This window comes from Thalassoroseus sp. (genome assembly GCF_984380535.1).
Genome location: NZ_CFHRBF010000017.1, coordinates 174310 through 199349, shown reverse-complemented (window position 1 = coordinate 199349; position 25040 = coordinate 174310). Strand labels below are relative to the sequence as shown.

Sequence of the window (25040 nt, the reverse complement as noted above, 5' to 3'; positions counted from 1 at the left end):
GTCGAATTATTGACAGGAAATGTGTGCCAGACGTTGCAAAGCACACACCGCGCCAAATCCAACCGATTCCGTACAAAACGCAAAAAGATCTCCGCTTTTCCAGGAAAAACGGAGATCTTCGGTTGATTTCCAGATTCAGTCTGTTTCGAAATTCGTGTTCAACGAATCCAACTTGGTGGCTGATTGACCACTTTTGCTTCTTTAAGTGTTAAACGATTTCAAGTTACGGTCCTTGGAAACTGAAGGTGAAGACATCGGTCAGGTTGGAGAAAACCGGGGCCAATGACAGCCGAACGTAACGACGATCTGCTGAGACGACCGCGGAACCACTAAGTGTGGTTCCTTCACGAACGACTGTGATCCCTTGCGCGAACCCAATGTTCCCAAAACCGGCCGGTTGCAGGCGGGAGTCTTGGAATCGGCGAATCGCTTCACGAGACGAAGCGGATTGTCCGCCGGCCAATCGCACATTTCGCACTGCCCGCAACGGCAGGGATGACGTTTCCACCGGGATCTCCGCAAGACTTTCCCGACGTCCTTGCCCGAGCTGCAACCGAATGACGCTGTCTTCTTCCTGAAGCGAAACAGTGAATGTTCGCGTGGACTCATTCGGTGTTCCTTGATATCGAATGACTTCCAACCGGGCACGTTTGCCGACGACATTCCCCCAGGCGTGATGAATCCGCACCTTATAAGTCCCCGGCATACCGAAGGCACAGACGTACTGTTCGTAACAGTTATCTTGGTCGGGGCCGTAACCGTCGTGCACCATCACCCCGCCGCCTGTCGTCACGCGGTTGTCGAAAGAGCAAATCGAACCGGACGGCTCCTCGATGAGCAAATCCAAATCGCCGACGCCGTTCCACGTCAGTCGGACCACTAAGTCACGTTGCAGAGCTTCGACGCGGGTTTGTTCTGCTTTCTCGGCGGCGGCGATCTGGCCGGACTTGCGTAATCGTTCGGCCGAGTCGAGCAACGCGGCTTCGGCTTCCTTGTGCAGACGGGCAAAATCACTGGCCCAGTAATATGCCAGCACTCCCTGAGCCGCCCAACGGATGGTCGGTTCATCACGTTCAAGTCGTGCCAATCGCAACGCCATGACATAAGGTTCGGGACGAGTCGGGGCAATCTTCGAACTTTGCTGATACATCCGAAGAGCGGTTTCGGCCTGATGGAACCGCGTCAGGTAAGCCGCTGAAATCATCATCGTTTGGAAGTCGGCCCCGGCGAAATCAATACCGGAGTAAACCGCCCGTTCGATGTCTTCCGCAGGACGACCCGCAATCCGCATGGAGAGGGCAAGGACGTCGTACATCCACGGTTGCGACTGGTCATTGACCAGTGCAGCCCGAATGGCGGCAATGACGGCTTCATGTTTCTTTTGTTCGTGCAGACGAAGTATTCCTCGCCGTACGGAATCGGGATCGGGTTTGTTGGCTTCGAAGTACTCGAACCAAATGTCCTCTGGATCGCCAGTGGCCTTAAGCGGCAGGGGATCGGCTTTCGACGCTTGCGGCAAAGAAGAAGCCGTCGAATCGGAAGCAGAACTTCGATTCGACGGCTGCTTGGTCTCTGCATTTTGCGCAGACTTCCTATCTTTCGGTTCTACCGCTGTTTTTTTTTGCGATCGGAGTTCTTGAGGGACTCAATCGCTTGGTTGTCGAGCTGAAATCCGTCGTCTTGCACTTGGGCGAAACCCAAACCGAACGGGCCGGTCACTTGGCTCGTGAGATTCTCATCCAATTCGGTCGTTTCTTCGACGTTCTGCACGTCTTCGATGGGCCGCCATGGAATCGGTGTCGCAGGGACATTGAACACACCTGCTCCACCACCACCGCCAGGACCACCGAACGGCTGAGCCCCTTGACCGAACTGACCGCCCTGTCCAAAACCACCTGCCCCTTGCAGACCACCGACACCCCCGAACCCTTGCCCCAAACCGGCAGCAAGTTGGTTCGTGATCGGGATGACCAAGTCGGCCACCGGGTAAACACGGGTACTGAGTTTCGTGTCAGCCACGGAAATCGGCACGATCTTCATCACTTCGTCTTCGACGATGTACGTCAGATCGTACGGTTCCAACATGATCTTCAAGGCACTTCGCAGCGTAATTTGGCCCAATTCCAAGGTGATCCGTTCGTCATCGAGGCTGATGTTCTCTTCATCGAGCGAACGTTGATCGGGCAGAATCGTGATGTCCAACGCATCCGCGAGGTACTGCAGAGCTTCACGCAGCGTGTTGTCTTCGAAGATCAACTGGAAGTCGACCGGATTTCGCAGAGCTTGCTGAATCCGCTCTTCCGACGGGCTGTTCTTCTTCAAGTCGACCGAAGCCCATTTGCGACGACGTTCTGTGAGAGCTTTCCAATCGGCAGCCGACGGCCAACGGATGGGCGGTTCGTCTGGGAATGGCACGTGGGAGAGTTCGACCTGGTACATCGTTTCCAAGAAACGGTCGTATCGTAGTGACCGCAACCGGAATGCTTTGTCCAACTGGCCGGCAGCTTCCGAGGTGAACAACGCCGCTGTCGCTGGTCCGTTCCCCGGTTCCAACTCGACAGCCACGCGGGCAACGGCTTCCGCACGTTCGAAGGCGTCTGGATCACCATGGTAACCTTCCACCATCAACGCCCGCACGCGGTCAATCAGCTGTTCGAGTTCGTTCTCTTGTTCAGCGGCCAAATCGAGCAAGCGTTGTTGAGCTTCCAATGCGACTTGACGCTCTGCGAGTCGAGCCATCTCTTCTTGCGTGATTCGCACACGGTTGGCGATTTGTTCGCCAGTGGCCCGCAGACGACGTAGCAAACCCAGTCGGACTTCGGGGTTGATATTGTCGATTCCCCGCAACACCGACTCGGCTCGTTTCACCTGTTCCAACGCTTCGATCGGGTCGGTTTGAGCAAGTGCGTTGGCTTCTGCGAGACGACGATCAATGTCACGAGCGACTTTCTCGGTACGGAACCGCTGAGCCTGTTCGACTTCATCGAGCACACCAGCCGGCGGGGCTCCGGGAGCCGGTGCGACAGGTGCGATGTCATCGTCCGCTGCATTCAGAACCGCAGGGTCATCCAGCAAGCTTCCGCCCGGTTGGAAGGCGACGTTCTGCATGTGAATCGTCTTCGCAGACCGCAACAGAACTTCAGCATTGACGTTGTTCGGATCGATCTCACGAACGGCAAGAGCAATCTTTTTCGCTTGATCGGCGTTACCGATGGCAATGGCTCTTTCACCGGCCGCGACCATGTCGGCGACATTGTTATCGAACTCGGCTTGAGCCAATCGCAACATCGATTGACCGGCAAACGCGACGCTAATGCCATCGTCTTGAGCCGCCCGATTCCACAGATTACGGACGAACGTGTTTCGATGTTGGAAGTCAGCTTGCGGCACCGATACGGACATTTCCGCACGATCACCACTGATGCTCACATGGATCGCGTCATCGGTACGACCTTTGATCAGGTAGACCGTGTCGCGGTCGGATCGCATTGGGAGAGCTTCACGCGGAAGGATCTCCAAGCGGTCGTCGTCCAGGGTAATTTCCTGGGGATAGTACACTGGAGCATGCGTGGCGGTCGCCAATTGCTGAGCCACACCCGCTGGTTGATCGAGTTTTTCACTCGCGGAATCAAACAGCACCACGCCACCGGTTTGCTGGGCAAGAATGCCGAGCAGTTGCAGGTCTTTCTTCGGCCCAACTGCGTAGCTGTGAACCGGCACGCGTTGCATGTTCAGCCGACGAACGAGTTGACTCGCTTCGCCAGCGTCAAGCAATTCCGCCATGCTCATTCCATCGCCGATGTAGATGATCGACGTGGGGCGTTCGCCAGTTACTCGTGACAACGCGGCGTCCAAGCCACCGGCCAAGTCGGTCGCTCCCAACGGAGCACGTCGGCTCAGAGTTTTGAGAGCGTCTTGAGCAGCGTCGCTGTGCGGGTCGGTCCAGCCGTTGGTAATGCTTTGAGCCGACAAGTCGACTGCCATCAGCGAGACACGGTCACCTTTCGGCAATCGAGCGAATAACTCTTGGACGACGCTCAACGCTTGTTTGCGGTGAGCACCCATCTGGCTGGCCGACGTGTCGAAGAGAACCACATGGTCTCGCGACTCTTGAACAGCCGGCAAGTTGGCGGCTTTCACCATCAACGCCATATAAGAGGTGTTGGTCGCGTCGGTCATGCTGTAGACCGCTGCGGTCGCCGACGCTGCGGTTGCCCGAGCAGCCGGACTAGGGAACGACGGACCATCGAAGGCCCACACGCTGTGAGCCCATCCGCTGCCGACCACGCAACCCGCAGCCAACACGGCGGCAGGAAGTCGGCGTCTGAATTTCGAAAAACTTTCGCAGAGCATCAAGTGACTCCGATCGTCAAATACCGGGACAAAACGACCCGTATGGTGAATCGATTTCCATTTGGTTCTCGTTTCGGACGGGCCTCACCGGTTGTAGTCCCGGCAGAGTTCAAATCGTCCACACGCGTGGTCCGACCACTTTGAATCGATAAATCCCGGAATCGCAACTCCTGTTCAGATGGTTGCAGAGTTCGCGGAATTTCAATGCAAGAAAGAAGTACCACTAGAATGATTCTACACCGCCGAAATGCTCGCGTAAAAATGGATTTCTTAAAAAAGACCGCGAGTCTAGGGAAGTCCGGGGGTTATACCGTTCAGGTTCCACGGGTCGGTTGTCCTTTTGCAACATGTGGGCAGTGCACGAGTTCCGTCCAGGCCAGCGAAACCTTGCCGACTACGCAAAGCCAACCGTGTCTCAAGAAATCGTTCAAGTTCCAACAACGTAAACAAATCGAAATCACGCGAAATCGCTCACACGTGCTGCGTCTTCCATGCAGTTCGAATTCCTCCCAATACCACCATTCATCCATGCATAAAGTTCTTTGAGACGCTCATCATCGATAGTGATAGAAATCGGGATGCCAGGACGACAGAACGTACTGTGCATTGAGAATCTCTGAAAGTGGGCATAGGAATTGCTACCGGAACTTCGCCGTGTGGATCGTGGTGGAACCGGCGAATCTGTTCGTGTTCCATCATCATGAGAAAGTCACTTTGACGTTCAACCGAAAACGGCTCTAACCGAAGGCTCAACGATGAATCGTATCTATCTGGGACTCCTCGCCTTGACTTTGTGCGTGGGTAGCGTGGGGTGTAGTGATCAAGCTCAGCTCAATGACGCAAGGGAAGACCTGCAAGAAGAGAAGAACGAAACTCTGGAAACGGAACGGGAAGCGCGTGAGGATGGCGTGACAACTACTGAGGAAGAAGCGGAAATCGAAGAGGAACGTCGTGAAACACAGGAAGCACGCGGCGAACACGCCGAGCAAAGCGGCGACCTCATCGAAGAGAAAACAGACTGAGGACGATCTCCGTAGGCATCAAATCCATTGACGTTACATCTGAGACTCACGTAAACGAGGCCTAGCGTTCGAAAGATCGCTAGGCCTCGTTCTTTGATTGGTCAGGAAAACCTGTGGGCTGCGGAGTCCCCTGTCATCGAAAAACTCGTCGAAGACAAGATATCTCAGGACCGAAATTCGTCCGCAAGAACTGGCAATTTTGTTCAAGCTGACGAAGACGGAACTGGCAGGCGAAGCACCACTGTGGTCGTTTATTGCCCGAGTCAGGCTCGCCGATCGTCTTATGTCAGTCATTTGGAACGAGAGTGCTCACTCGCGATTTAACGATCTGCATCTTCCAGGTTGTCTCGCACTTCGAGCAGTTGGACAGAGTCGGCAATGACATAACCGTTGGTGTCTGCATTCGAAATCTCGATGACAGCCGTCTTTCCAAAAGTGTATTGGCCCAGGGAGTTAAAACCGTCCTCCCCGGTCTTCTTTTGATCGACGAGTACCGTCGTCGATTGATCTCCAAAATGGAGCGTGACTGGCACGTTTGTCGCGCGGTTGGGGTTTGAGGGCCAACTGGCTCGAACTTCATAACGTCCTGGCTTTGGCAGATGAACGGTGTACTTGGCGACACATTTGCCCTTGGCTTCGTTGTTGTCGTGCACATAGGTTGGGCCGACTCGCGGATGAGTCACGTTGTTGGTTTGCCAGGGACCGATCAACTCGGCTTTGTCATTGTCCACAACCACGCCAGACAGCGTCTTGGGATCGATGCCGACTCGCCCGCCTCCACGGTGACGTGGCGGTCCGGTGTACTCCAGAATTTGACCGTCTTTGAGGAGACGCTTGCGAAGTGTCGCGTAGTCGACGTCTTGCACAGCAACGTTGGCGGCAATTGCTTGGGACGCAGCCGTCGCCGCACTTTGGCCGAGCAGCATGAAAACAGGTTCCATCCGGATCGAACCGAACGCAATATGCGATGACGACAACGCGACCGGTACCAGCAAATTCGTGCACTCGGTTCGCTTGGGCGTGAGTGCTCGATAGGCAATCGGGTATGGCTCGACGGGGATTTCGACGTTGCCTTCATTGCGAACGGCTCCATCGACGACGGTCATTTGGCAATGATGCGAGTCCATGTTGTACGACGCCAGCCCGACACTATCTTCGGGCACTTCAACGCCCTGGCAGTTGTGCTGTGTCATGACATAATCACTGACCATCCGCCGGCCTTCGCGGATATAAAGTTGATGCGTCCAACCGCTAGTGTCCTCGTACAGGTCCTTTGGCAGCCCCCACTTTTGAAACTCGGTGCGATACTTTTCCGGAACGCGAGGGCTGTTCGTAAGAAACCACATCACGCCGATCTGGTAGTTGGCATGATCCTGGAAGATTTGCTCGCGTTCGGCCCAGGTTGCGTCTGGCCAACCATAGTTGCCGCCGACGAAGTCGATGAAGTACGCGCCTTTAAAGAGGTGATGGTTGTTGGTATCGAGACTCCAACCGATGGCCGGGTTGGCACCGCTTTCGAATAGCCGGGCGAGCAATTCGTATTGCTCGGGATCGTAGACGGTCGGTTTGGGAAACGGACGCGGGTCTTTCTTCGTCAGCCACATCCGGAAGCAGAATGCCTGAATGCGATCGTCGCCGTCGCCGGGTTTGCCAGGGTTATTGTTGACGCGAGGCAGCAAACCGCTCGTCGGATCACCCGCCACTTTGTAAGGATCGACCTTCGTCGGCCAGTTGTGCCCGCCGGTTCCCGGTATGCGGATGCCGTTGTACGTTTCGTCGTAAACCGAGTTCGCTTCTCGCCCCGCATGCCAAGAGACACCGGCTCGCGCGAGCAAATCCCCTTCGTAGGTGGCATCGATGAACTGTTTGGCTCGCACTTCGAGTCCGTCTTCCATAGTGATCGAGACGATTCGCAAACCGTCCTTCTTCACCTTGTCGAGATGAGCGAGTTTCTGAACGACGACTTGGGTCGGTTCAAGAAGTTTCTCGAAACCCGCTTCGGCATCGGACGGGCGGAAGTTGCGATGACCGATCAGATTATAAAATTCGCGGGCAACCCCGCCGCAGACCGCCGCATCACCACCGTCAGTGTGACTCAAGCCACCAGAACTTAAACCGCCCAGGTGTTTGCCGAACTCGAGGAGTACAACCCGCTGCCCCATCCGATCCGCTTGCACCGCCGCCACGACTCCGGCACACGTTCCGCCGTAAATGCAGACATCGGTTTCGATGACACGCGGTTCGACTTTCTCCGGCGGGTAATAATACCGCAGCCCTGGAACCGCCGGTTCGGGAAGTTTTGCGTCTTCCGCCTGGACGAATGAAGTGGCAATCAGCAGCACGCTGGCAACGATGATGTGTTGAGCACTCAGTTTCATCTCACGCTTTCAATGGAAGGCTTTTCGGTTTGGTGGTCACAGCGAGATTTTTTACAGCGTTGTCTTACTTCTTTTCTTGGCCGCCGGATGCATCACTGACGAGTTGCCGCAGATTGGCGTCGTCACTCACGATTTTCCCCGCTGCGATGTCGGCTTCCCGGAATGTCGCCATTAGAATATGCCGTTCATCGAGGCGATCGTAATCGTAGATGATTCGGATCAGGCCATCGTCCGTTTGTTGGCCATCTGGATATGAGACGCCGGTGCGTTCATCCAGCATCAGTCCGCCCGTCCAAGTTTTGCCATCATCTTTAGAGAGATACGCGGTCAGGTGCGAGCGGCCGGTGCGTTCATTGATGCGGCCATGTTTGACCAATAACAGATTGCCCGATTTCAGTCGGCTCACGAAGAACCGGGCACTCGGATGGGCAATGTTCGTAGGCGTGAGTTCCGGCCAGGTTTTACCGCGATCGGTCGAGACACTTTCGCCGATTCCGTACTTCGTGCGAGCCAGCAACCAGAGTGAGCCATCGTTCCGTTCGGTGATGATATGCTCGTCAAACGCACGAACATTCTTCGGCACATTGCATGCGCCCCGCAGTGTCCAACTTCGACCGAGGTTTGTGGACACGATCATTTTGGCACTGTTGTCGGTCTCTCGCCACGTGGAAGCCGGTAACACCCACTCCCCCGTGCTGAGTACGACGGGTTTGCACATCATAATGCCGTCGGTGAGGCGTCGGGGTTGACTCCATTGGGGCTGTTCGTTGTCAGGGTTATCGGTGTGAATGCACCAGACGCCGGCGACCGAACCCTCGTGACCTTGCGACTGCGCCCAGAAGACAAACATGCGTCCGGTCGGTGCGACCCATACTTCGGGATCGAACGTTCGCACGGGGGCAGAGCCGTCAGGATCAACAACAAGGACTTCCCGCCAGGTCTTCCCGTCGTCACCGCTCGTCGACAGCACCACATAGTTATTTTGATCTTCACCCGGCGTGACACCCGCGTACCAGTTCGCCCATAGTCGGCCATTCGGTGCGATCGCCATGCTAGGAATACCCTGAAACGCTCGATTGTTTGTCGCGTGTTCCGGTGCTTTCGGCGGACCGACGTATGCAGGGGTTTGTAGAAACTGATCCGCGAGACTCAAGTTCGACAACGTGTTCCGTAGCTTCTTCGCCTCATCTAGGTTCTCGGGTAGAGCTTCGTCGTGGAATGCAGGCAGCAGATGTTCCCAGACCAAGTCGAGTTGCTGCTGCATGTTGCCGGTCTTGGCGGTGATGGCGATCACGGCATCTTGCTTCGGCAAGACGATGCAGAATTGACCGTCCTTCCCATCGCCGCGGTAGGCTCCATGTCGGCATTGCCAAAACTGGAAGCCATAACCCTGACTCCAATCCGGATTGCGGGCGTGGCGTGCGTTGCCGTTTTCGACCTGCTTGCTCGTCGCTTCTGCGACCCACGCGGCGGGGATGAGTTGCTTGCCGTCCCACTTGCCTTTTTGCAAGTAGAGTTGACCAAATTTCACAATGTCTTCCGTTCGCAAATACAAGCCATAACCGCCGATCGAAATGCCCTGCGGACTGGCGTCCCAGGTTGGTTTTTCGATGCCAAGCGGTTCGAATAACCGAGGCGTTAGGTAGTCAAGCACGGTCTGCCCGGTGACTTTTTGCACGATAGCCGACAGCATGTAAGTCGCCGGCGTGTTGTACATGAACGATGTGCCAGGCTTGTGTGGCACGGGCTGCGAGAGAAACCGCTTGGTCCAAACTTCGTCACCCTGCCACCACGGCTCGGCGTCGTGCCCCGTTGACATCGTCAGCAAATCACGCACCCGCATCGACTTCAGATTCTCGGACGGTTCTTCGGGAGCATTTTCCGGGAAGAAACTGAGTACCTTGTCATCGATGTTAAGTTTTCCCTCCGCAACAGCGAGTCCCACAGCCGTCGACGTGAAACTCTTACTGAGCGACCACAGAATGTGTGGCTTGCTAGCAGCTTCAGGTTCCCACCAACCTTCGGCGATCACATTTCCGTGTCGAACGAGCATGAAACTGTGCATCGAATCGACGGTTTCATCGGCGGCTTCCACAAAAGCGCGGATCGCCGACGACGAAACACCTTGCGATTCCGGCGTGCTTCTGGGCAACTTGGCGGACTTTGTCGCTGCCTTCGGTTTCAATTGTTGATCGAGAAAACTCACGAGACGTGGCCGATTTTCGCCGCGGAAGAACTCGTCACCCCCGTGCCCGGATTTTTCCAGCACGTGAAACGTGACAGGAAGGTTCGCATTTTTGTAAACATCGACGATGCGTTCTGATTGGCCTACTAAAACGGTGTTGTCTTGGGCTCCGTGGAAGATCAGTAGTGGTGGATCGTCTTTAGTGACGTGAAATGCCGCTGAAGCCAATCGTGCTAGTTCGACTTTTTCATTCGCCGGTCCACCGAGCAACAAGTTCACGACCGAACCTTTCTTGATCGTTTTGTGCGGTTGGGTTTTGGTGCGTTGAATGAAGTCGGTTGCACCGTAGTAATCAACGATGGCGTCGACTCGCGAGGAATAATCGAGATTGCCGCCAACAGTCCCTTCAAGTTCCGGCACGCCCGTCGTTGTCCCCAGAAGCACCGAGAGTTGGCCACCTGCACTCGCACCTGCAACGGCGATTTTTTTCGTGCTGTAGCCGTACTTGTCAGCATTCGCCCGCAACCAGCGAACGGCCGATTTGCAATCATGAATCTGTGCGGGGAACGTTGCGACATCCGTTAGCCGATACGAAATACTTGCGACGGCGTAACCGTGTTCGGTCAGCCAAGACACGTAACACCGATCCTTGCTACCTGCCCGCCAACCGCCGCCATGAATCCACACGACCAGCGGCGGTTCTTTTTCCTTCGGCAGATACAAATCGAGCTTCAAGCTGTGCCCATCGACATTTGCAAATTCGATATTCTTGTGAGTGGGCGACGGTTCGGCTGCTTGTAATCCACTCATCGAAATCCCGATGAGCAGGGCCAGCGTGATGACGGTTCGCATTCCGATTCACCTTATTATTCGCAAGTGTGCTGCGACTATTTGACGACCTTGTTGACCTTGGCATAAACGGCGAACGCCGTATCCCAACTGACATCTTCTTTCGGAGCGGTAAATACGATGTCCCAATTCACTCCGTCTTCGCTGCGGCGAATGTCGTAACGACGACGTTCGACGTTGATGATCGTTCCCGATTCCGCTTCGACGAACCGCCCGCCGGGTGTCGATTTTGGCAAGTCGGTCCAGGTGATACCGTCTTTGCTTTTACGACCGTGACTGCCTTTCTGTGCGGTGAGCCAGAACTCGCCTCTGACGAAACTCAACCCCCGCCACGACTTGCCCCACCCTTTCAGGCCGTGTTCGTGGAGCGTCCAAGTTTTGCCGCCATCGGCCGAACGCGCGACGTGATCTTTGAAGCTGACGAGAAACACACCGTTGCCGAACGCCACCACTTCCTGACTACCGCCTGCCGCCTCGGGAATGCGACTGTGCTTCCAGGTCCGGCAATTGTCATCGCTGTAGAACACGTGCTGATTATCGCCGACGACAACGAACCGACCTCCGTCGTAATCGCCGAACCCGCTAATCATGTGGTGGGTTTTGCCACCGTCGAGCAACGGCATCACTTTGTGAGCGTTCCACTCCGAGAAGGTCTCACCCGAACTTGTCACGCCCCGCCATTGGTCGGCGCTCGTCAGTAGAACTCCGTTTCCACCAGCCGCGCCCCATACGCTGCCGAGTTTAGCGGGAGACTTGTTCAAATGAGTCCAATGGACACCGTCGTCCGAACCGATGTAAACACCGGGTGTGCCCCACCCCGAGAACACACCGATCACGCCGTTCGTCGCTGCCATTCCGTAAACCGCAAACGTCCCGTGCCAGCCGCCATCTTCGAGCGAGTCCGTGCCGAGGAACGTTTGCTGCCAAGTTTTGCCGTCGTCCCGAGAGACCAGCACCCGCATCCCCTGTTTCGAACACACCGCGAAAACTGGCTCTTCTATCTTCGGATCGAGCTGTGCACCGTACGGGATGTCCTCGCGAATCGGTGCGTGTTTCTTCTGTGCGAACGCCGGAGACGAACTGGCAATCAGCAGCAGAAGTATCCCAAACGCAGCGTGTTTCATAGTGAATTCCCAATGCCGAGGAGCGAGGCGGGACGGACCATGCGTGATTAGTTATCGAGGTCGGTGTCTAAATCGACCCAAGTTTTTTCCTCGAATGATTTCAGCACGGCATCCGCAACCGCTTGGGCACTGGCACCATGATCGAAGCCGGGAATCGCGTCGCGTCCTTCCACAATGGCTGACACGAACTCGTAGACCAAGTCGTAACGGAACACGGTGCTCGGCACACCTTCGTGCGGTTTGCGGGGGCTGCCTTCGATGACGAGGAATTCATCCGGCACGGGCATCTTCTTAACGGGATCGCCGTTGAGACCGACGAGCACGTTGTTCGGGTCCGTGAGCTGATACGCCGCTGACCCCTTACTGCCGTTGACTTCGGCCCATTCGTATCCGAAGCCATCGTTGTGATAGCCCTTCATCAGCGTGCTGCCTTCCCAGACGCCGACGGCTCCGTTCTCGAATTGACCGATGAGACTCGACCAGTCATCGACTTCACTCGGCGGGCAGTCTTGACCATCCGCGGTTTTGTCACGCGGAGCGAATTGAGCGACCGCACCGCAGATGCTTTTGATTGGCCCGAGTAAGTCTTGAGCGAAGTCGATGCGGTGAATCGTCATGTCGAACAAGTCGCCCGCGCCGGCGGTCTTCTTGTACTGACGCCAACCCCAACTTGTTTCGGGCCAATCGAGGAACCGTTGGCTGCGGAAGTGTCGCAACTCTCCGAGGGCACCACTTTTCACCAAATGCCGGACGTACCGCATCGACGGAGCAAACCGGTACGTGAACGCCGTCATGTGTCGCAAGTTCCGGTCGCGAGCGGCTTGGTACATTTCCTTGGACTCTTCGTAGTTGAGCCCCAGCGGCTTTTCGCACATCACATGCTTCCCACCAGCGATGCACGCCAATGCGATCTCACGGTGCGTGAAGTTCGGTGTGGCGATGATGACGGCATCGACATCGGGATGGTCGGCGATTTCCTGGTATGCCGTGGTGGCGAAGAACTGGCCCCATTCGGATTTGCGTTGTTCCAGCAGCGTTTCGTTCGGATCGCACACTGCGACCAACTCGGCTCGCGGGTCGATGTTGATGCCGGGGACATGGTGATAGTCGGAAACGGCTCCCGCGCCGATAATGCCAATGCGGACAGTCTGAGTCATCGGATTTACCTATTGGAACGTCAACTGAAGAATTTGGGGGCTCATCAATACGCAATGAGCGACAACGGAGCGGTTTATGTCACCACGTCCCAACATCAAAGCCTTTACAAGGCCCTATTTGTGTGGGTTCAGATCGACTAAGCAGTCTTACCGCGAGCCGACATACGATGCAACCAAGCCGCGGGGTCACTGCCGACGGAGTTGTTGAACGAGTTCCAACGCTTGGTCGGCATTCTCGATTTGGCCGTCGAGTTGGGCATCGCGAACCGCATCGAGCAGGGCTTTGAATTCCTTGCCCGGTTTGAGGCCGAGTTGGATCAAATCGTGTCCCCCTACCAACTGCGGGGGATCGATTTCTTCCGCCGTGTGCGTTGCCAAATAGTCCCGACAAAACTCGACGGGTGCCACATCGTCACCACGTGCGATGCGATCCGCTTGCATCAGCGACAGCAAATCGTTGATCCCCGGAGCCGCCAGGATGCGTTTGAGCCGATGGGCTGGCAAGCGGTCGGCGTCTGCCAAACTCTCGCGGTGTTCGAGGAGCCAGGAGATTTGGGCAACATCGTCGTTAGAAAGTCGCAAACGTTTTCCCAGTCGTTGAGCCAATGTGGTCGGCGATCCCGCGTCGGGCAGCCGATGCCATAGGGTAGCAGCCGCGAGTGGGAAACTCGGCTCCCGGAGATTTCCAAGTGCCTTGAGTGTGGCTTCCCAGGAATCGAGTTCATTGTGCAATAAGGTTCGAAACTCCGGAAAGATAACCGGGAGCAAATCCGTCTCCGCAAGCATCTCGATCGCCCGTTTGCGATGGCGGTCAATCAGCATCCGGCGAAGTTCTTGCGCGATTCGCTCCGCACTGACAACGGTAAGTTGCGACGCCATCTCGCACACGGCGGCCTGGGTGGTCTCGTCCAGGCGGAAATCGAGCGTAGCGGCAAAGCGGACGGCCCGTAGCATTCGCAGTTTGTCCTCGGTCATCCGTGCATGAGGATCACCGATCGCCCGAATCACACCAGATTGTAAGTCCGCTTCACCCCCGACATAGTCCCGAATCGCGTTCTCCAACGGGTCGTAGAACATGCCATTGATGGTGAAGTCCCGTCGCTTGGCGTCCTCCTCAGCGGAGGTAAACACCACATCTGTCGGTCGGCGGCCGTCTTCATAGTTGCCATCGCTTCGGAAAGTGGCGACTTCGACATGCTCAACCCCCTTCGGAGCCAACACCACAATGACTCCAAAACTCGCGCCAATGGAGAGTGTGCGTTTGCGGCCGAATAACTCTCGGACTTGGTCGGGAGTCGCATTGGTGGCGATGTCGTAGTCTTTCGGCGTGCGACCCAGTAGAAAATCTCGCACACATCCGCCCGCCCACAACGCTTCAAAACCGGCATCACGGAGCGTACGGACAAGAGTTCTGGCGTAGTCGCGGTTGGGGTCTTCGGCCGTCATTTGGCTCATGTTCTATTGGTTATCAGCAATAAAAAAGCCCCAGCGTGCAGACGCCGGGGCTTGTCGATGAGACGTCGTGATTAATTCTTGTTGTCGACGCTAGCACCATCAAACCCGGCATCCGCCAATGCGGAAACGGCTTTGTTGGCGTCGAATTCATTGTTGAGTTTCACTACCACGCGGCGATCGTTGATTTCGCCTTCTTTTTCTTGTGGCACAAGTTCCACTTCTTCCACACCGTCCAAGCTGGTCAGTGTTTTCTCGACCGTAGGATAGCACCCGAACGGACAGTGCATGCCGGGAACTTCCAATGTCAAAGATTCACCAGCGTTGTAAACAACCGGAGTAACAGCCGCAGTTGTTTCCGTTTCACCAGTTGCTTCGGGGGCCGGTGCACTTGTTCCGCAGCCAACGGCGAACGTCAACATCAAACCGCAAATCGTAAGTGTCTTCATAAGATTCCTAAACCAATAAAGAGGTGGAGAGATCGACTCCGTTCAACAATGAATTGTGGTGAACCAATACCGACATCGCAAGGTTCATCACCGACGGAAATCAATTGTCGCAAGGGACCGTCGTCTCTGCTGTGAATTAGCTCACAGATTTGACAAGGTTGACGGGATGTGTGTTCAGCGCGAAAATAGAAATCATGCCACAAACTGCAAGTGCCATTTGGAAAGGTCTTCGAACCATGCGATTTTTATCTCTCGCTACAATTGTCTTGGCTACCACATCCGTCGCAGGTGCGGCGACCATTGAAGGGGAATATCTCGAAGCACGCTCTTGCAATGTGTATACCGGTCCCTGCTTTGCAAACGGAGAAATGGAACTCGCCGGAAAAGAAGCACTTTTGGCGTGGAAAGTCGACAAGGGTTCCTGGGACAACGTCGATTTGGCTGGGTGTGGAGTGGCGTTAGTAGTGTCTTCCGACACCACACTCGGGGATGACGGTGTCTTCCCAATGAAGGACGGCAAAATCGAATCGGTGGTCTTGGTCGACGAAAAAGCCGATCGCGAGCAGCAACAAGCGTTGGTCGCGTTTGTGAAAGAGTCCGCCGGCAAACTCGCCGCAAATGTGCAACACATTCAACGTGTGCCGTTTAAGCTCGAGAACGACCATCTCAGCAGCAGCGGTCGTTTTGAAGCGGGCCAGATTGCCAAAATCGAAACTCGTCAGCTGAAAAAAAACGACTGCGTTTGTTCGAATGAAATTGTTTTTTATCAACCGCTGGTCAAAGTGGAGAACGCTCATCCGGCGTTTTCTCTCGACAACACCTTCCGTGGCAAAGGTTTGCAGAAATCTTGGAGCGGCGGCGGAGAACGTGGCGCGTTTTTGGCCACTTTTCGGAAGTGATCTGTGAATAAATTATCGAGAGCCGAATGATTCCCGTTCGGCAACATCGCAAGTTGGTGGATGGAGTGCTAAAGTGAAAGGCCAGTATTTTCCTGATTGCGCCTTCGATCTATCCACGTTTGCATGAACGATTCTACAACGACAACTCCACCCACCCAAACGCCCGAGGAACGCGCGGAGATTGAGCCGATGGACCCGCAATTGCGGACGATCCAACCGGGCGGGGGTGTGGTGATTCAGCTCGAACAGGCCTGGGGAAGCATTCGCCGTGCCTACCTGAGGACATTCCGCAAAGGTTACGTCAAACGGATGGAATCGCTCCGGCAAGGCGATACCAACCCCTGCCCCCATCCGGTGCTTGACCCTCGCGATCTCAAATATCACCAGAATCAACCGGGGTATTATTGGAGTCCAGAACACGATCCCTTCAAGTGGCGTGATCGTATCCCGTTTGCACGTGTGGGTTTAGCCGAATTGTTGGTGTTCTCGCTGATCTTCTTCGGCTTGGCGGGCGGGCTGGCGTGGTACATGTTGGCGATGCCGTTGACGACGCTCGAGAAAGTCATCGGATGGATTCTTGTCGCAACTTCAACCGTCATCGGCGGCCTGATCGTATGGTTTTTTCGCGATCCCGAACGCAAAATCGCTCAAGAACCCGGTTTGGTTGTATCGCCCGCGGATGGTTTGGTCGTCGCAATCGACGAGATTCCCCACGATGATTACATCGGTGGTCCGGCAGTGATGATCGGAATTTTTCTTTCCATCTTCAATGTTCACATCAACCGGTCGCCAGTCGACGCGAATGTGATTGCGCTTCGCTATCGTAAGGGTAAGTACCTCAATGCGTTGCGTCCTGAATCGGCCCGGGAGAATGAACAACTCGCCGTTCGCTTGGAAGAGAAAGCCGCACCCTATCGGCGGATGATCGTCCGACAGATTACCGGTGCGATTGCCCGACGAATTGTATGTTGGCTTAAACCGGGAGACGAACTCGACCGCGGAGAACGGTTCGGAATGATCAAGCTCGGTTCGCGAACAGAACTCGTGATTCCGGCCGATGCGAGTTTGTCCATTCGCACGAAAATCGGTGAAAAAGTCAAAGCCGGTAGTTCCATCCTCGCAGAGTACAAAGACGACTTTGCAGGCGATCCATCCTGAACAGCTTGAATCAGTAGCGTCCTCATGAGCAAAAAGCAAAAGATGTTCGCCGTGTTGCCGACGATGCTCACGTTGTGCAATGCCGCCTGCGGTTTCGGTGCGATTACCTTCGCGGCGAAACTCGGCCCGACACCCACCGGTAACCTCGGCGGCAACGAACTTTTGATTGCCGGGATGCTGGTGTATTTGGCGATGGTGTTCGACGCCTTCGATGGTTCAGCGGCTCGGTTGTTCAATCAAACGTCGGACTTTGGAGCCCAGTTGGATTCGCTGTGCGACGCGATTAGTTTTGGCGTCGCGCCGGCATACTTGATGTTGCAAATCATGGTGCACTCTTTCGGCGACGATGCGATTGCCGGGCTCAACTATCATCCGCGATTGCTATGGGTGATCGCGGTTTTGTACGTGATGTGTGCGATTTTGCGTCTCGCCCGCTTCAACGTCGAAACAGACGAAGACGATTCCCACGAGTTTTTCAGCGGTTTGCCGTCTCCGGCGGCGGCGGGTGTGGTCGCATCGTTTCCGATCGCTTTGTACGACCTCCGAGACTTGGCCATCGTGGGTGAAGGCACAGTCGCCCAGGATGCCGCCCGGTTCCTGTTGCCGACAATAAAACTCTTGATTCCGATGATCGTCTTGGCCGTCGCGTGTTTAATGGTCTCACGGTTTCGCTACAGCCATGTGTTCAACCAACTGTTCCGTGGTCAACGAAGTCGTCGACACATCATTCAATTACTGCTGACAGTGATCACAATTTTTCTGGTTCGCGAGTTGGCGGTTCCGGTGTTTTTCTTGTACTTCGCGTTCTCCGCTCCTCTGACGTCTGCTTGGCGTGAGATCATGCCAGACCGCAACAAACCGGCGTTCCAGTCGAACCAAGAAACACCGTCGCTATAATCCGTGGAGTGTCGTCTGCTGATGTCGTGTTGATCGTGAAAACGCTTGTGTTTTCCGACCGCCGCTAGACATTCATCGCGACGATCCTGTTCAGCAACGCTCGCGTTGTTAGCCCATCGAATCGGCTGATTTGGCCGAATTGCACTGGAAACCGCTGTAAACGGCACCATCGGCGAATCGGACTCCCCACCGATTCGCTAGTGGACATCGCCTATTGATTCCGATACGATCAATAGCTCTTGATCGGATATTCATATTCTCTTTGCATTCCGATTTCACTTCTGAACTCTCGTCCGTCGCTCATCGGAAGTCTGAAGCATGCAAGCGCGAAATCAGGTTCTCCCGGTTGCCATCTCAACCGTTCTACACGGTTTGGTGTTGTTCGTTCTGTGGAAGATCGTCGTCGAGACTCCTGCCGATCCCGTGCCTCCGGCCCTTGAGACCGTTCTGAATGAAGAGCGGATTCAGGAAGAATTCCAACAGGAACTCGACGAACAACTCGAAGCCGCCGAGACGGTGAATTTCGTCGCCGGTGGTTCGGTTTCGACAATGGTCGGCGCGACCTCCAGTCCGGTGGCACCGTCGACGAACATTGAAACATCTGAGTTGCTCGAAGACCCAGAGATCGAAGTCGCCTCGACCGATATCACCCGCCCAGGTGATGGGGAAGTTTCTATCGATATCGGTGAGGGGGAAATCAGCGGTGAAGTCGGAGCAGTCGTCGCTGGTTATGGCCCGGCATTGGACCGCTTGGTTCAAGAACTCATGCGGATAATGCGGAGTGAAAAGGTGCTCGTCGTTTGGATGTTCGACGAATCCGAAAGTATGAAGGACGACCAAGAGCAGCTGAAGTCTCGGTTACACCGCGTGTACGAAGAACTCGGGCTGGTCGAAACCGATTCGCGGGCCTTGGGTGAGAAGAAAAAGCTGGAAGATATTCTCCTGACGGCGATTACCAGCTTCGGCAACACCGTTCATGAGCAAACACAACAGCCGACCGGCAAACCCGACGAGTTGCTCAAAGCGATTGAACGCATTCCGATCGACAAGTCCGGTGATGAAAATCTCTGTGCGGCGATTCTGCAGGTCATCAATCGCTATCATCCCACCGCGTCCCGTCAAAAACGCAAATTGGTTCTGGTGATTGTCAGTGATGAATCCGGCGACGATGGGCAGTTGGTCGAGGAGGCGGTATTCGCTGCCAAGAAAGCGAAGTCGCCGATCTATGTCCTTGGACGCGAAGCGGTCTTTGGTTCGTTGTACGCCCATGTCAAATGGAAGCAACCCGAAACGGGGCGGACGTTCTACTTGCCGATCCGACGCGGACCGGAAACACCATTCGCCGAACAACTTCAGTGGGACGGTTATCGTCGTCGCCGCGATTCGCAAATGAGTGGCTTCGGGCCGTACGAGCAAGTTCGGCTCGCACGTGACACGGGCGGAATCTTTTTCCAGCTGCCGGGCGAGCAAGAAAACCTCAACGATCTCGACGACCGCAAACTCAACATGCTCAATCTGCGAGAGTATTTGCCGAATCTCGATTCGCGTCGGGAATATGCTGCCGATCGCGATTCGAGCCCATTCCGCAAAGCGATTTGGGACGTGATCGCATTGCTGAACCCCTATAATCCCGATGCTTCCAAGTTCCTAGAGATTCCTGATCCCGACGTCACTCGCGAGCAGTTCCCTGCGAATCCGAACGAGTACGGACCACGTGTTGCGAAACGTCTTCAGCAAGTGGTTTCGATATTGGGAGTCGTGAATCAGGCTCAGCAATATCTTGAGAAGGTCCGACCGCTTCGGGACAAGGAACCATCGGTTCGTTGGCGGGCCAATTACGATCTCATCGTCGCCCAACTTTGGTGGTATAAACTGCGACTCTTCGAATACGGGTTGGCGGTGGATCAGTTTGTACGAGTCGATTTGCCACAACGTTTGATCAAGAATCCGATGCACAATCGTTGGAATCTCCGCGAGAATCCCAGCGGTAAGATGATCAAACCCGACGAGCGACAATCGAAGTTGCTTGGTGTGACCGAAGAAGATTTGGCGATGGCACACGATATGGCTGTCGAAAAACTCAAGCAAGTCATCAAAGATCACCCAGAGTCGCCTTGGTCACGCCGGGCGGAATACGAACTCAACCGCCGGTTTGGGGTGTCGTTTAGTACTTGGCGTCACGTTCCGCCAAAACCCAACAACAAACCCCGACCTAAACCCACTCCCCCGCCAAAGTTGTAACTGGAATTTTGGCCACGTCACGAGTTCGAAACCGAGTGCCAGGTTCCATTTTTCGTTGACGAATGGCGATCTCACCTGCTAAGCTGACAGATCAACACGGGTTGAAATGTTGACCTGTGTTGTCGAGATTGGTCGATCAATACAAGGTGTCTTGATCGACACACACGCAGTCTTGTTCCCGCCTTCTGAGCTGTCCGAACCGAAAAGGATCTCCCGCCATGCTCACGATTCTCGGCCCCAAACATTCCTCGCGGTCTCAGTATTGTGACGGTGTTTCCCGTCGCGGGTTTCTGAAAATTGGCGGGTTGGCGATGGGAGCAGCTGGCGGACTCACGCTTCCGCAAATTCTTCGAGCCGAATCGGCTACGAAACAAGCTGTCGGTGAGATTCAGCCACGACAGAAGTCGGTGATCAATATCTTCCTAGGCGGTGGTCCGCCGCACCAGGATATGTGGGACATCAAGACCGATGCCCCGGCGGAGATCCGTGGGGAGTTCATGCCGATTTCTACGAACGTCCCCGGGATTCAAATCGGCGAGTGCTTCCCGAAGATCGCTTCGATGTTCGATAAGTTCACCGCGATTCGGTCGATCGTCGGCTGCGACGGGAGTCACGATGCCTTTCAGTGCATGACCGGTTGGCGACGACGCGATTTGGAATCGCTCGGCGGTCGGCCGTGCATCGGTGCGGCGCTTTCTCGATTGCGTGGGTCCATCGATCCCGGCATTCCCGCTGCCGTTGCCCTAGCTGAGAAAACTCGTCATGTGCCGTGGTCATTCGGTGGCGATCCCGGTTTTCTCGGTCCGGCTTATCAACCGTTCAAACCCAATGGCGAAGGTAAGGACGACCTGACGCTCAACAACATCACGCTCGATCGGCTGGGAGACCGTAAGCGTTTGTTGCGGGAACTCGATACGCTCAAACGCAGTGTCGACGCTAACGGCATGATGACAGGAATGGACGCGTTTTCCGAAGCGGCTTTCGGGGTGCTGACATCGAGTCGGTTGGCCGAGGCACTCGATATTTCCAAAGAACCCGAGGAAGTCCGGGCCCGTTACGGTGACGGCAAACCTTATCAATACCAGTACGACGGGGCACCAACCGTCAACGAACACGTGTTACTCGCACGTCGTCTCGTCGAAGCGGGCGTGCGGTGCGTTTCGCTGTCCTACGGTCGGTGGGACAGTCACGGCAAGAACTTCGACTTGGTCCGCGATCACGGCGGCAAACTCGATCAGTGTGTCTCGGCGTTAGTCGAAGACCTTCACGAACGCGGCATGCTGGACGATGTGTCCGTCGTTGTGTGGGGCGAATTTGGACGCACACCCAAAGTCAATGGCAACGCCGGTCGTGATCACTGGCCCCGCGTGAGTTGCGCACTCCTCGCTGGTGGCGGGATGCGACACGGGCAAATCATCGGCTCCACGAACCGTCTCGGGGAATACGCCGTCGATCGCCCGGTCGAAGTGCAAGAAGTGATTACCACGCTGTATCACAGCTTGGGTATCGATCCCATGTCCACAACGGTCATGGACCCATCCGGTCGACCACAGTACTTGGTCGATATTCGTGAACCAATCCGCGAGCTCGTCTAGAAAGACGTTCGAATCAGCGAAACGGCGATTGATGACTTGGCAGAAATCGCCGACTCGTTGTCTGTTGCACGCTCGGTGTTTTGGTCTCGGTTGGAACCGATTGCGATCCTTTCTCGTTCGTTTCGACGGTCGGGATCCGTAGTTCCATCCCGATCGGTAAGTTATCCGGATGGCTCAATCGATCCCGGTTGGCCTCGTAGAGTTCGTGGAAACGTCGACTGCTGCCCAACTCACGCCAGGCAATTTCCGAAAGGGTGTCACCCGGTCGGATTCGATAAGTACGTTCTCTGGCCGGCGGTTTCGTGAGTACCGGTTTGGTGTCCTGCTCGACGACGGCCTTGATTGGTGATTCCAATGGCGGCGACACAACCGTTATGCGGTTTGTCTTCGGGGGAACGTCTCGTGACTCCGATGCATTCGTAATCGGCGCGGCGATGTCGGGCAGAATCGGTTCGATGTCTGCAACGCTCTCCCATCCAATGTCTTCTGAGAAGACGTCCTGAGACTCATCGCGAGCAGTCTCGAACGGACTGCCGACCGGCACCGCGATTTTCGCCGGCTTGGAGTTTGTCACCGGTTCAATGCGAACCACCGGCGCGAAGGTATCGATCGGAACGGGAGATTCCAGCTGGACTGTCGACGCATCGGTGGCATTGCCGGTCGGTAACGGTTCCGTCGACGGAATCGTGCCCGAGTTGCGGTAGCGTTCATCGACCGGTTCCAGGCCCGTCAGGTACGGCCCGCCCGATTCCGTTGCGATTTGCTCATCCAACGCCAAGGCATCTTCGAGCAGCGGAATGTCTTCTAAGGGGTCGGACTCGTTCCGGAAAAAGAACGCAGCGACAATGCCGACCAATAAAATCCCCATGGCCAGCCCGACTTTTTTGTCGCGGTGCATGCCACAACCTCTTTGCGTTTCCCGCGGTTTGGCATCCATGCGAGAAAGCTCCACTATCGGCATCGACTTGGCGACCCGCCCGACTTCAGCTGGAACATCGAATCGTTGCGACAACGACTGAATCTGCTGGTTCGAGTTTTCGATCCTACCGGTACTGAGAATTCGAATGAATTCGACCGATGTGACGCTTGAATCATACGGAGCGATTTGAGGCGTTTTGCCGAGGCGGTGTCTAATCACTTCAACCGGTCAAAACGGTTTTCTTGATGGTGAATCATTGATGTCGTGCGCAATGTCACTGGAATCAATTGGACTGGCAGGATCTCAAAACCTAGATGAAAGCAGCACACCAAAAAGATAAGAATTATTTCCTGACAGGAGATCATCGGAAATGCCCCGTATTCTGATTGTCGAGGACTGCCGAGTCCAACAACGCTTGATTCAACAACTCATCGCCCGCCAACCCAATTGGGAAGGTGTCGGAGTGAGTCGTGGCGCTGCGGCTCTGGAAATGATGGTCAACGAACCGATTGACCTCGTGGTGTGTGACCTGCGAATGCCGGAGATGGATGGCCTTGAGTTTTTGCGTCTCGCGCAAGAAGCCTACCCGCTCGTGCCGGTGATCATTGTCACGGCACAGGGAAGCGAGGAGGTGGCCGTCAGCGCGTTACGCGAAGGCGCAGCGGATTATGTTCCCAAGCGGAACTTGATGACGGACCTCACCACACGTATCGAACGGGTCCTCAATGCGTCTCAACGCGACTTGATCGAGCATGAGTTGCAACAATGCGTTGTCTCACGCCGGACGGAGTTGGTCATCGGTAGCGATCGAACAATCGTGCCATCGGTGGTGGCCATGTTGCAAAGCCAACTTGATCCGCTCGGGGTGTGCAAAGATAAAGACCGCATTCGCATTGGTGTTGCACTCGAGGAAGCATTGGTCAACGCGGTCATCCATGGCAACTTGGAAATCACTTCGGAATTACGTGGTGTGGACGATGAAGCGTTTACGGCACTGATCAATGAGCGTTCTCAATCTGCTCCTTGGAACGATCGTCAGGTGTATTGTCTCGCGGAAGTTTCCCGAGCGAAAGCGAAGTTCGTCATTCGGGACGAAGGACCAGGGTTCGATCCCGGTGCCCTACCCGATCCCACGAAACCCGAGAACTTGGAGAAAGCCAGCGGACGTGGTTTGTTGTTAATTCGCACGTTCATGGATGCGGTGCGTTACAACGAGACCGGTAACGAGATCACCTTAGAGAAACATTTTTTCCAGAACAACGAACTCGATCATGTTATGGGGGCGATCGAAACGGTCCAAAACTGTGGCTCGCACAAGGAACGGGCTACTGCTCGAACACTTGTTCCATGCGATTGAGTTCGGCTAACCGGACGACGAGCAATCGTTGAAGATGTTTGCTCTCGCCGGCCCCTCGGAAGAAGTTGTCGCCAAGGTCAAACTCAGGTCCGTCCGTCGCGGTCAGAATGACCATTTCGCCAACATTGAGATCGACGGCGAACTGATGCCGGTACAGCTTCTCAATCTTCTGTGATGTATCCCATTGCCAGCCTTCGTCGGTGACCGTCCGGCGATTTGTGAATTCACCGTGATGGAGTTCGGGTAGAAACTCGATCCGCGCCCACCCATCTTGCAAGCGGTGCGGGCGAATGCGGAAGACACACCGGGCGTTTTCGAGCGTTTCGGTTTTATCTTCGTTCTCGCCAACGACAAGCACGTTCCGCAGCATACGGACTTCGCTAGCCGTCACTTGCGATTCGCCCCCCGAAGGAACCATCACACATTGGCCGGAAAGACGATTCTCATCGGAATCGGACGTACCAATTTCTGGTGACTCTCCGAGAAGTTTCTGCAACGCCTTGGGCGGGTTCGCGCCGGAACGTCCCACACGCAAACCGTTCCGCTTCAATTTGAGTCGTGTCTCGTAGTCGACGGACGCAATCTCGTCGAGTTCATCCCAGAGAGCTTTGCCCAAAAGCGGATCGTGATTCGGACGCTCGATGAGCACCACTTCGAGAACAATCACTTCCGGTGGCAACGGCATCTTCTTGAGAAGTGCCGTTTCGGGATGATTCGCATCTGTCGCATCGCCACCGACAAACAGCTGGCTGATACTCAGCAGCGAACAGCCCGGCAATAGACATACAAAGACCCACACCATCCACACTGGAAATTTCCAAAGGGTGGATGTCGAGCCTGGTGCCGCCGGTCTGCGAATGTGCAACACGAACCGCCTCCGTGGCATTCATCGAAGAACGCCGCGTCCGGACAAACTGACATGAAAACTAGGTAGTGAGAGAGAGTGGCGGGAATCTAGAGAGATGCCCGCTGCCCGTCAAGACCGGTTTTTCCGTGTCTGAAGTT

At 55.2% G+C, this 25040-nt stretch carries 17 protein-coding genes; 7 read left to right on the top strand and 10 right to left on the bottom strand.

Going from position 1 to position 25040, the window contains the following annotated elements; all coding sequences use genetic code 11:
• Positions 1-223 precede the first annotated feature (223 nt).
• Positions 224-1519 (bottom strand): YfaP family protein, encoded by a 1296-nt coding sequence (locus AC5DDB_RS22675; protein WP_491742036.1) that lies wholly within the window; start codon positions 1517-1519, stop codon positions 224-226.
• Between the two features lie 86 nt (positions 1520-1605).
• Positions 1606-4353 carry a VWA domain-containing protein gene (locus tag AC5DDB_RS22670; protein ID WP_491742035.1) on the bottom strand — a complete coding sequence of 916 codons (2748 nt, stop codon included), beginning with the start codon at positions 4351-4353 and terminating at the stop codon, positions 1606-1608.
• A gap of 755 nt (positions 4354-5108) precedes the next feature.
• Here AC5DDB_RS22670 and AC5DDB_RS22665 point away from each other — a divergent pair.
• Complete coding sequence (locus AC5DDB_RS22665) at positions 5109-5375, top strand: hypothetical protein (RefSeq protein ID WP_491742034.1); 267 nt, start codon at positions 5109-5111, stop codon at positions 5373-5375.
• A gap of 320 nt (positions 5376-5695) precedes the next feature.
• On the opposite strand, the gene AC5DDB_RS22660 is transcribed toward AC5DDB_RS22665, so the two are convergent.
• From AC5DDB_RS22660 to AC5DDB_RS22635, 6 genes are all read right to left on the bottom strand, one after another.
• Entirely contained in the window at positions 5696-7753 is a 2058-nt protein-coding gene (locus AC5DDB_RS22660) for an FAD-dependent oxidoreductase (RefSeq protein WP_491742033.1), read from the bottom strand.
• Between the two features lie 64 nt (positions 7754-7817).
• Complete coding sequence (locus AC5DDB_RS22655) at positions 7818-10790, bottom strand: serine hydrolase (RefSeq protein WP_491742032.1); 2973 nt, start codon at positions 10788-10790, stop codon at positions 7818-7820.
• Positions 10791-10825: 35 nt separating this feature from the next.
• Positions 10826-11911, bottom strand: coding sequence for a hypothetical protein (locus AC5DDB_RS22650; protein WP_491742031.1), 1086 nt, complete (start codon positions 11909-11911; stop codon positions 10826-10828).
• 47 nt (positions 11912-11958) lie between these two features.
• Entirely contained in the window at positions 11959-13068 is a 1110-nt protein-coding gene (locus tag AC5DDB_RS22645; RefSeq protein WP_491742030.1) for a Gfo/Idh/MocA family protein, read from the bottom strand.
• A gap of 186 nt (positions 13069-13254) precedes the next feature.
• On the bottom strand, positions 13255-14523 hold the full coding sequence (locus AC5DDB_RS22640) for a CCA tRNA nucleotidyltransferase (protein WP_491742029.1): 1269 nt from the start codon (positions 14521-14523) through the stop codon (positions 13255-13257).
• Positions 14524-14594: 71 nt separating this feature from the next.
• Positions 14595-14969: a heavy-metal-associated domain-containing protein gene (locus AC5DDB_RS22635; RefSeq protein WP_491742028.1), complete on the bottom strand. Its 375-nt coding sequence runs from the start codon at positions 14967-14969 to the stop codon at positions 14595-14597.
• A gap of 236 nt (positions 14970-15205) precedes the next feature.
• Here AC5DDB_RS22635 and AC5DDB_RS22630 point away from each other — a divergent pair, with 236 nt between their 5' ends.
• The 5 genes from AC5DDB_RS22630 to AC5DDB_RS22610 all read left to right on the top strand — a co-directional run bounded on the left by AC5DDB_RS22630 (position 15206) and on the right by AC5DDB_RS22610 (position 21759).
• Positions 15206-15868: a DUF1326 domain-containing protein gene (locus AC5DDB_RS22630; protein ID WP_491742027.1), complete on the top strand. Its 663-nt coding sequence runs from the start codon at positions 15206-15208 to the stop codon at positions 15866-15868.
• 189 nt (positions 15869-16057) lie between these two features.
• Positions 16058-17026 carry a phosphatidylserine decarboxylase family protein gene (locus AC5DDB_RS22625; RefSeq protein ID WP_491742026.1) on the top strand — a complete coding sequence of 323 codons (969 nt, stop codon included), beginning with the start codon at positions 16058-16060 and terminating at the stop codon, positions 17024-17026.
• A gap of 24 nt (positions 17027-17050) precedes the next feature.
• Positions 17051-17923 carry a CDP-alcohol phosphatidyltransferase family protein gene (locus AC5DDB_RS22620; RefSeq protein ID WP_491742025.1) on the top strand — a complete coding sequence of 291 codons (873 nt, stop codon included), beginning with the start codon at positions 17051-17053 and terminating at the stop codon, positions 17921-17923.
• A 318-nt stretch (positions 17924-18241) separates the two neighbouring features.
• The gene (locus AC5DDB_RS22615; protein WP_491742024.1) at positions 18242-20164 is read left to right on the top strand and encodes a vWA domain-containing protein; all 1923 of its coding nucleotides are present in this window, start codon (positions 18242-18244) and stop codon (positions 20162-20164) included.
• A 218-nt stretch (positions 20165-20382) separates the two neighbouring features.
• Complete coding sequence (locus tag AC5DDB_RS22610) at positions 20383-21759, top strand: DUF1501 domain-containing protein (RefSeq protein WP_491742023.1); 1377 nt, start codon at positions 20383-20385, stop codon at positions 21757-21759.
• 13 nt (positions 21760-21772) lie between these two features.
• On the opposite strand, the gene AC5DDB_RS22605 is transcribed toward AC5DDB_RS22610, so the two are convergent.
• A complete protein-coding gene (locus AC5DDB_RS22605) occupies positions 21773-22696 on the bottom strand; it encodes a LysM peptidoglycan-binding domain-containing protein (protein ID WP_491742022.1) in 924 nt (307 codons plus the stop codon).
• Positions 22697-23048: 352 nt separating this feature from the next.
• Here AC5DDB_RS22605 and AC5DDB_RS22600 point away from each other — a divergent pair, with 352 nt between their 5' ends.
• Entirely contained in the window at positions 23049-24035 is a 987-nt protein-coding gene (locus tag AC5DDB_RS22600; protein WP_491742021.1) for an ATP-binding protein, read from the top strand.
• On the opposite strand, the gene AC5DDB_RS22595 is transcribed toward AC5DDB_RS22600, so the two are convergent.
• Positions 24004-24903 carry a hypothetical protein gene (locus AC5DDB_RS22595; RefSeq protein WP_491742020.1) on the bottom strand — a complete coding sequence of 300 codons (900 nt, stop codon included), beginning with the start codon at positions 24901-24903 and terminating at the stop codon, positions 24004-24006. The genes AC5DDB_RS22600 and AC5DDB_RS22595 overlap by 32 nt on opposite strands.
• Between the last annotated feature and the right edge of the window lie 137 nt (positions 24904-25040).

Bases quoted from the DNA above. Each gene is read 5' to 3' on its own strand.
- AC5DDB_RS22640 (WP_491742029.1), bottom strand. From the start codon at position 14,523: ATGAGCCAAATGACGGCCGAAGACCCCAACCGCGACTACGCCAGAACT.
- AC5DDB_RS22620 (WP_491742025.1), top strand. From the start codon at position 17,051: ATGAGCAAAAAGCAAAAGATGTTCGCCGTGTTGCCGACGATGCTCACG.
- AC5DDB_RS22660 (WP_491742033.1), bottom strand. From the start codon at position 7,753: ATGAAACTGAGTGCTCAACACATCATCGTTGCCAGCGTGCTGCTGATT.
- AC5DDB_RS22610 (WP_491742023.1), top strand. From the start codon at position 20,383: ATGCTCACGATTCTCGGCCCCAAACATTCCTCGCGGTCTCAGTATTGT.
- AC5DDB_RS22650 (WP_491742031.1), bottom strand. From the start codon at position 11,911: ATGAAACACGCTGCGTTTGGGATACTTCTGCTGCTGATTGCCAGTTCG.
- AC5DDB_RS22655 (WP_491742032.1), bottom strand. From the start codon at position 10,790: ATGCGAACCGTCATCACGCTGGCCCTGCTCATCGGGATTTCGATGAGT.
- AC5DDB_RS22645 (WP_491742030.1), bottom strand. From the start codon at position 13,068: ATGACTCAGACTGTCCGCATTGGCATTATCGGCGCGGGAGCCGTTTCC.
- AC5DDB_RS22670 (WP_491742035.1), bottom strand. From the start codon at position 4,353: ATGCTCTGCGAAAGTTTTTCGAAATTCAGACGCCGACTTCCTGCCGCC.
- AC5DDB_RS22625 (WP_491742026.1), top strand. From the start codon at position 16,058: ATGGACCCGCAATTGCGGACGATCCAACCGGGCGGGGGTGTGGTGATT.
- AC5DDB_RS22635 (WP_491742028.1), bottom strand. From the start codon at position 14,969: ATGAAGACACTTACGATTTGCGGTTTGATGTTGACGTTCGCCGTTGGC.
- AC5DDB_RS22605 (WP_491742022.1), bottom strand. From the start codon at position 22,696: ATGGATGCCAAACCGCGGGAAACGCAAAGAGGTTGTGGCATGCACCGC.
- AC5DDB_RS22630 (WP_491742027.1), top strand. From the start codon at position 15,206: ATGCGATTTTTATCTCTCGCTACAATTGTCTTGGCTACCACATCCGTC.
- AC5DDB_RS22615 (WP_491742024.1), top strand. From the start codon at position 18,242: ATGCAAGCGCGAAATCAGGTTCTCCCGGTTGCCATCTCAACCGTTCTA.
- AC5DDB_RS22665 (WP_491742034.1), top strand. From the start codon at position 5,109: ATGAATCGTATCTATCTGGGACTCCTCGCCTTGACTTTGTGCGTGGGT.
- AC5DDB_RS22600 (WP_491742021.1), top strand. From the start codon at position 23,049: ATGCCCCGTATTCTGATTGTCGAGGACTGCCGAGTCCAACAACGCTTG.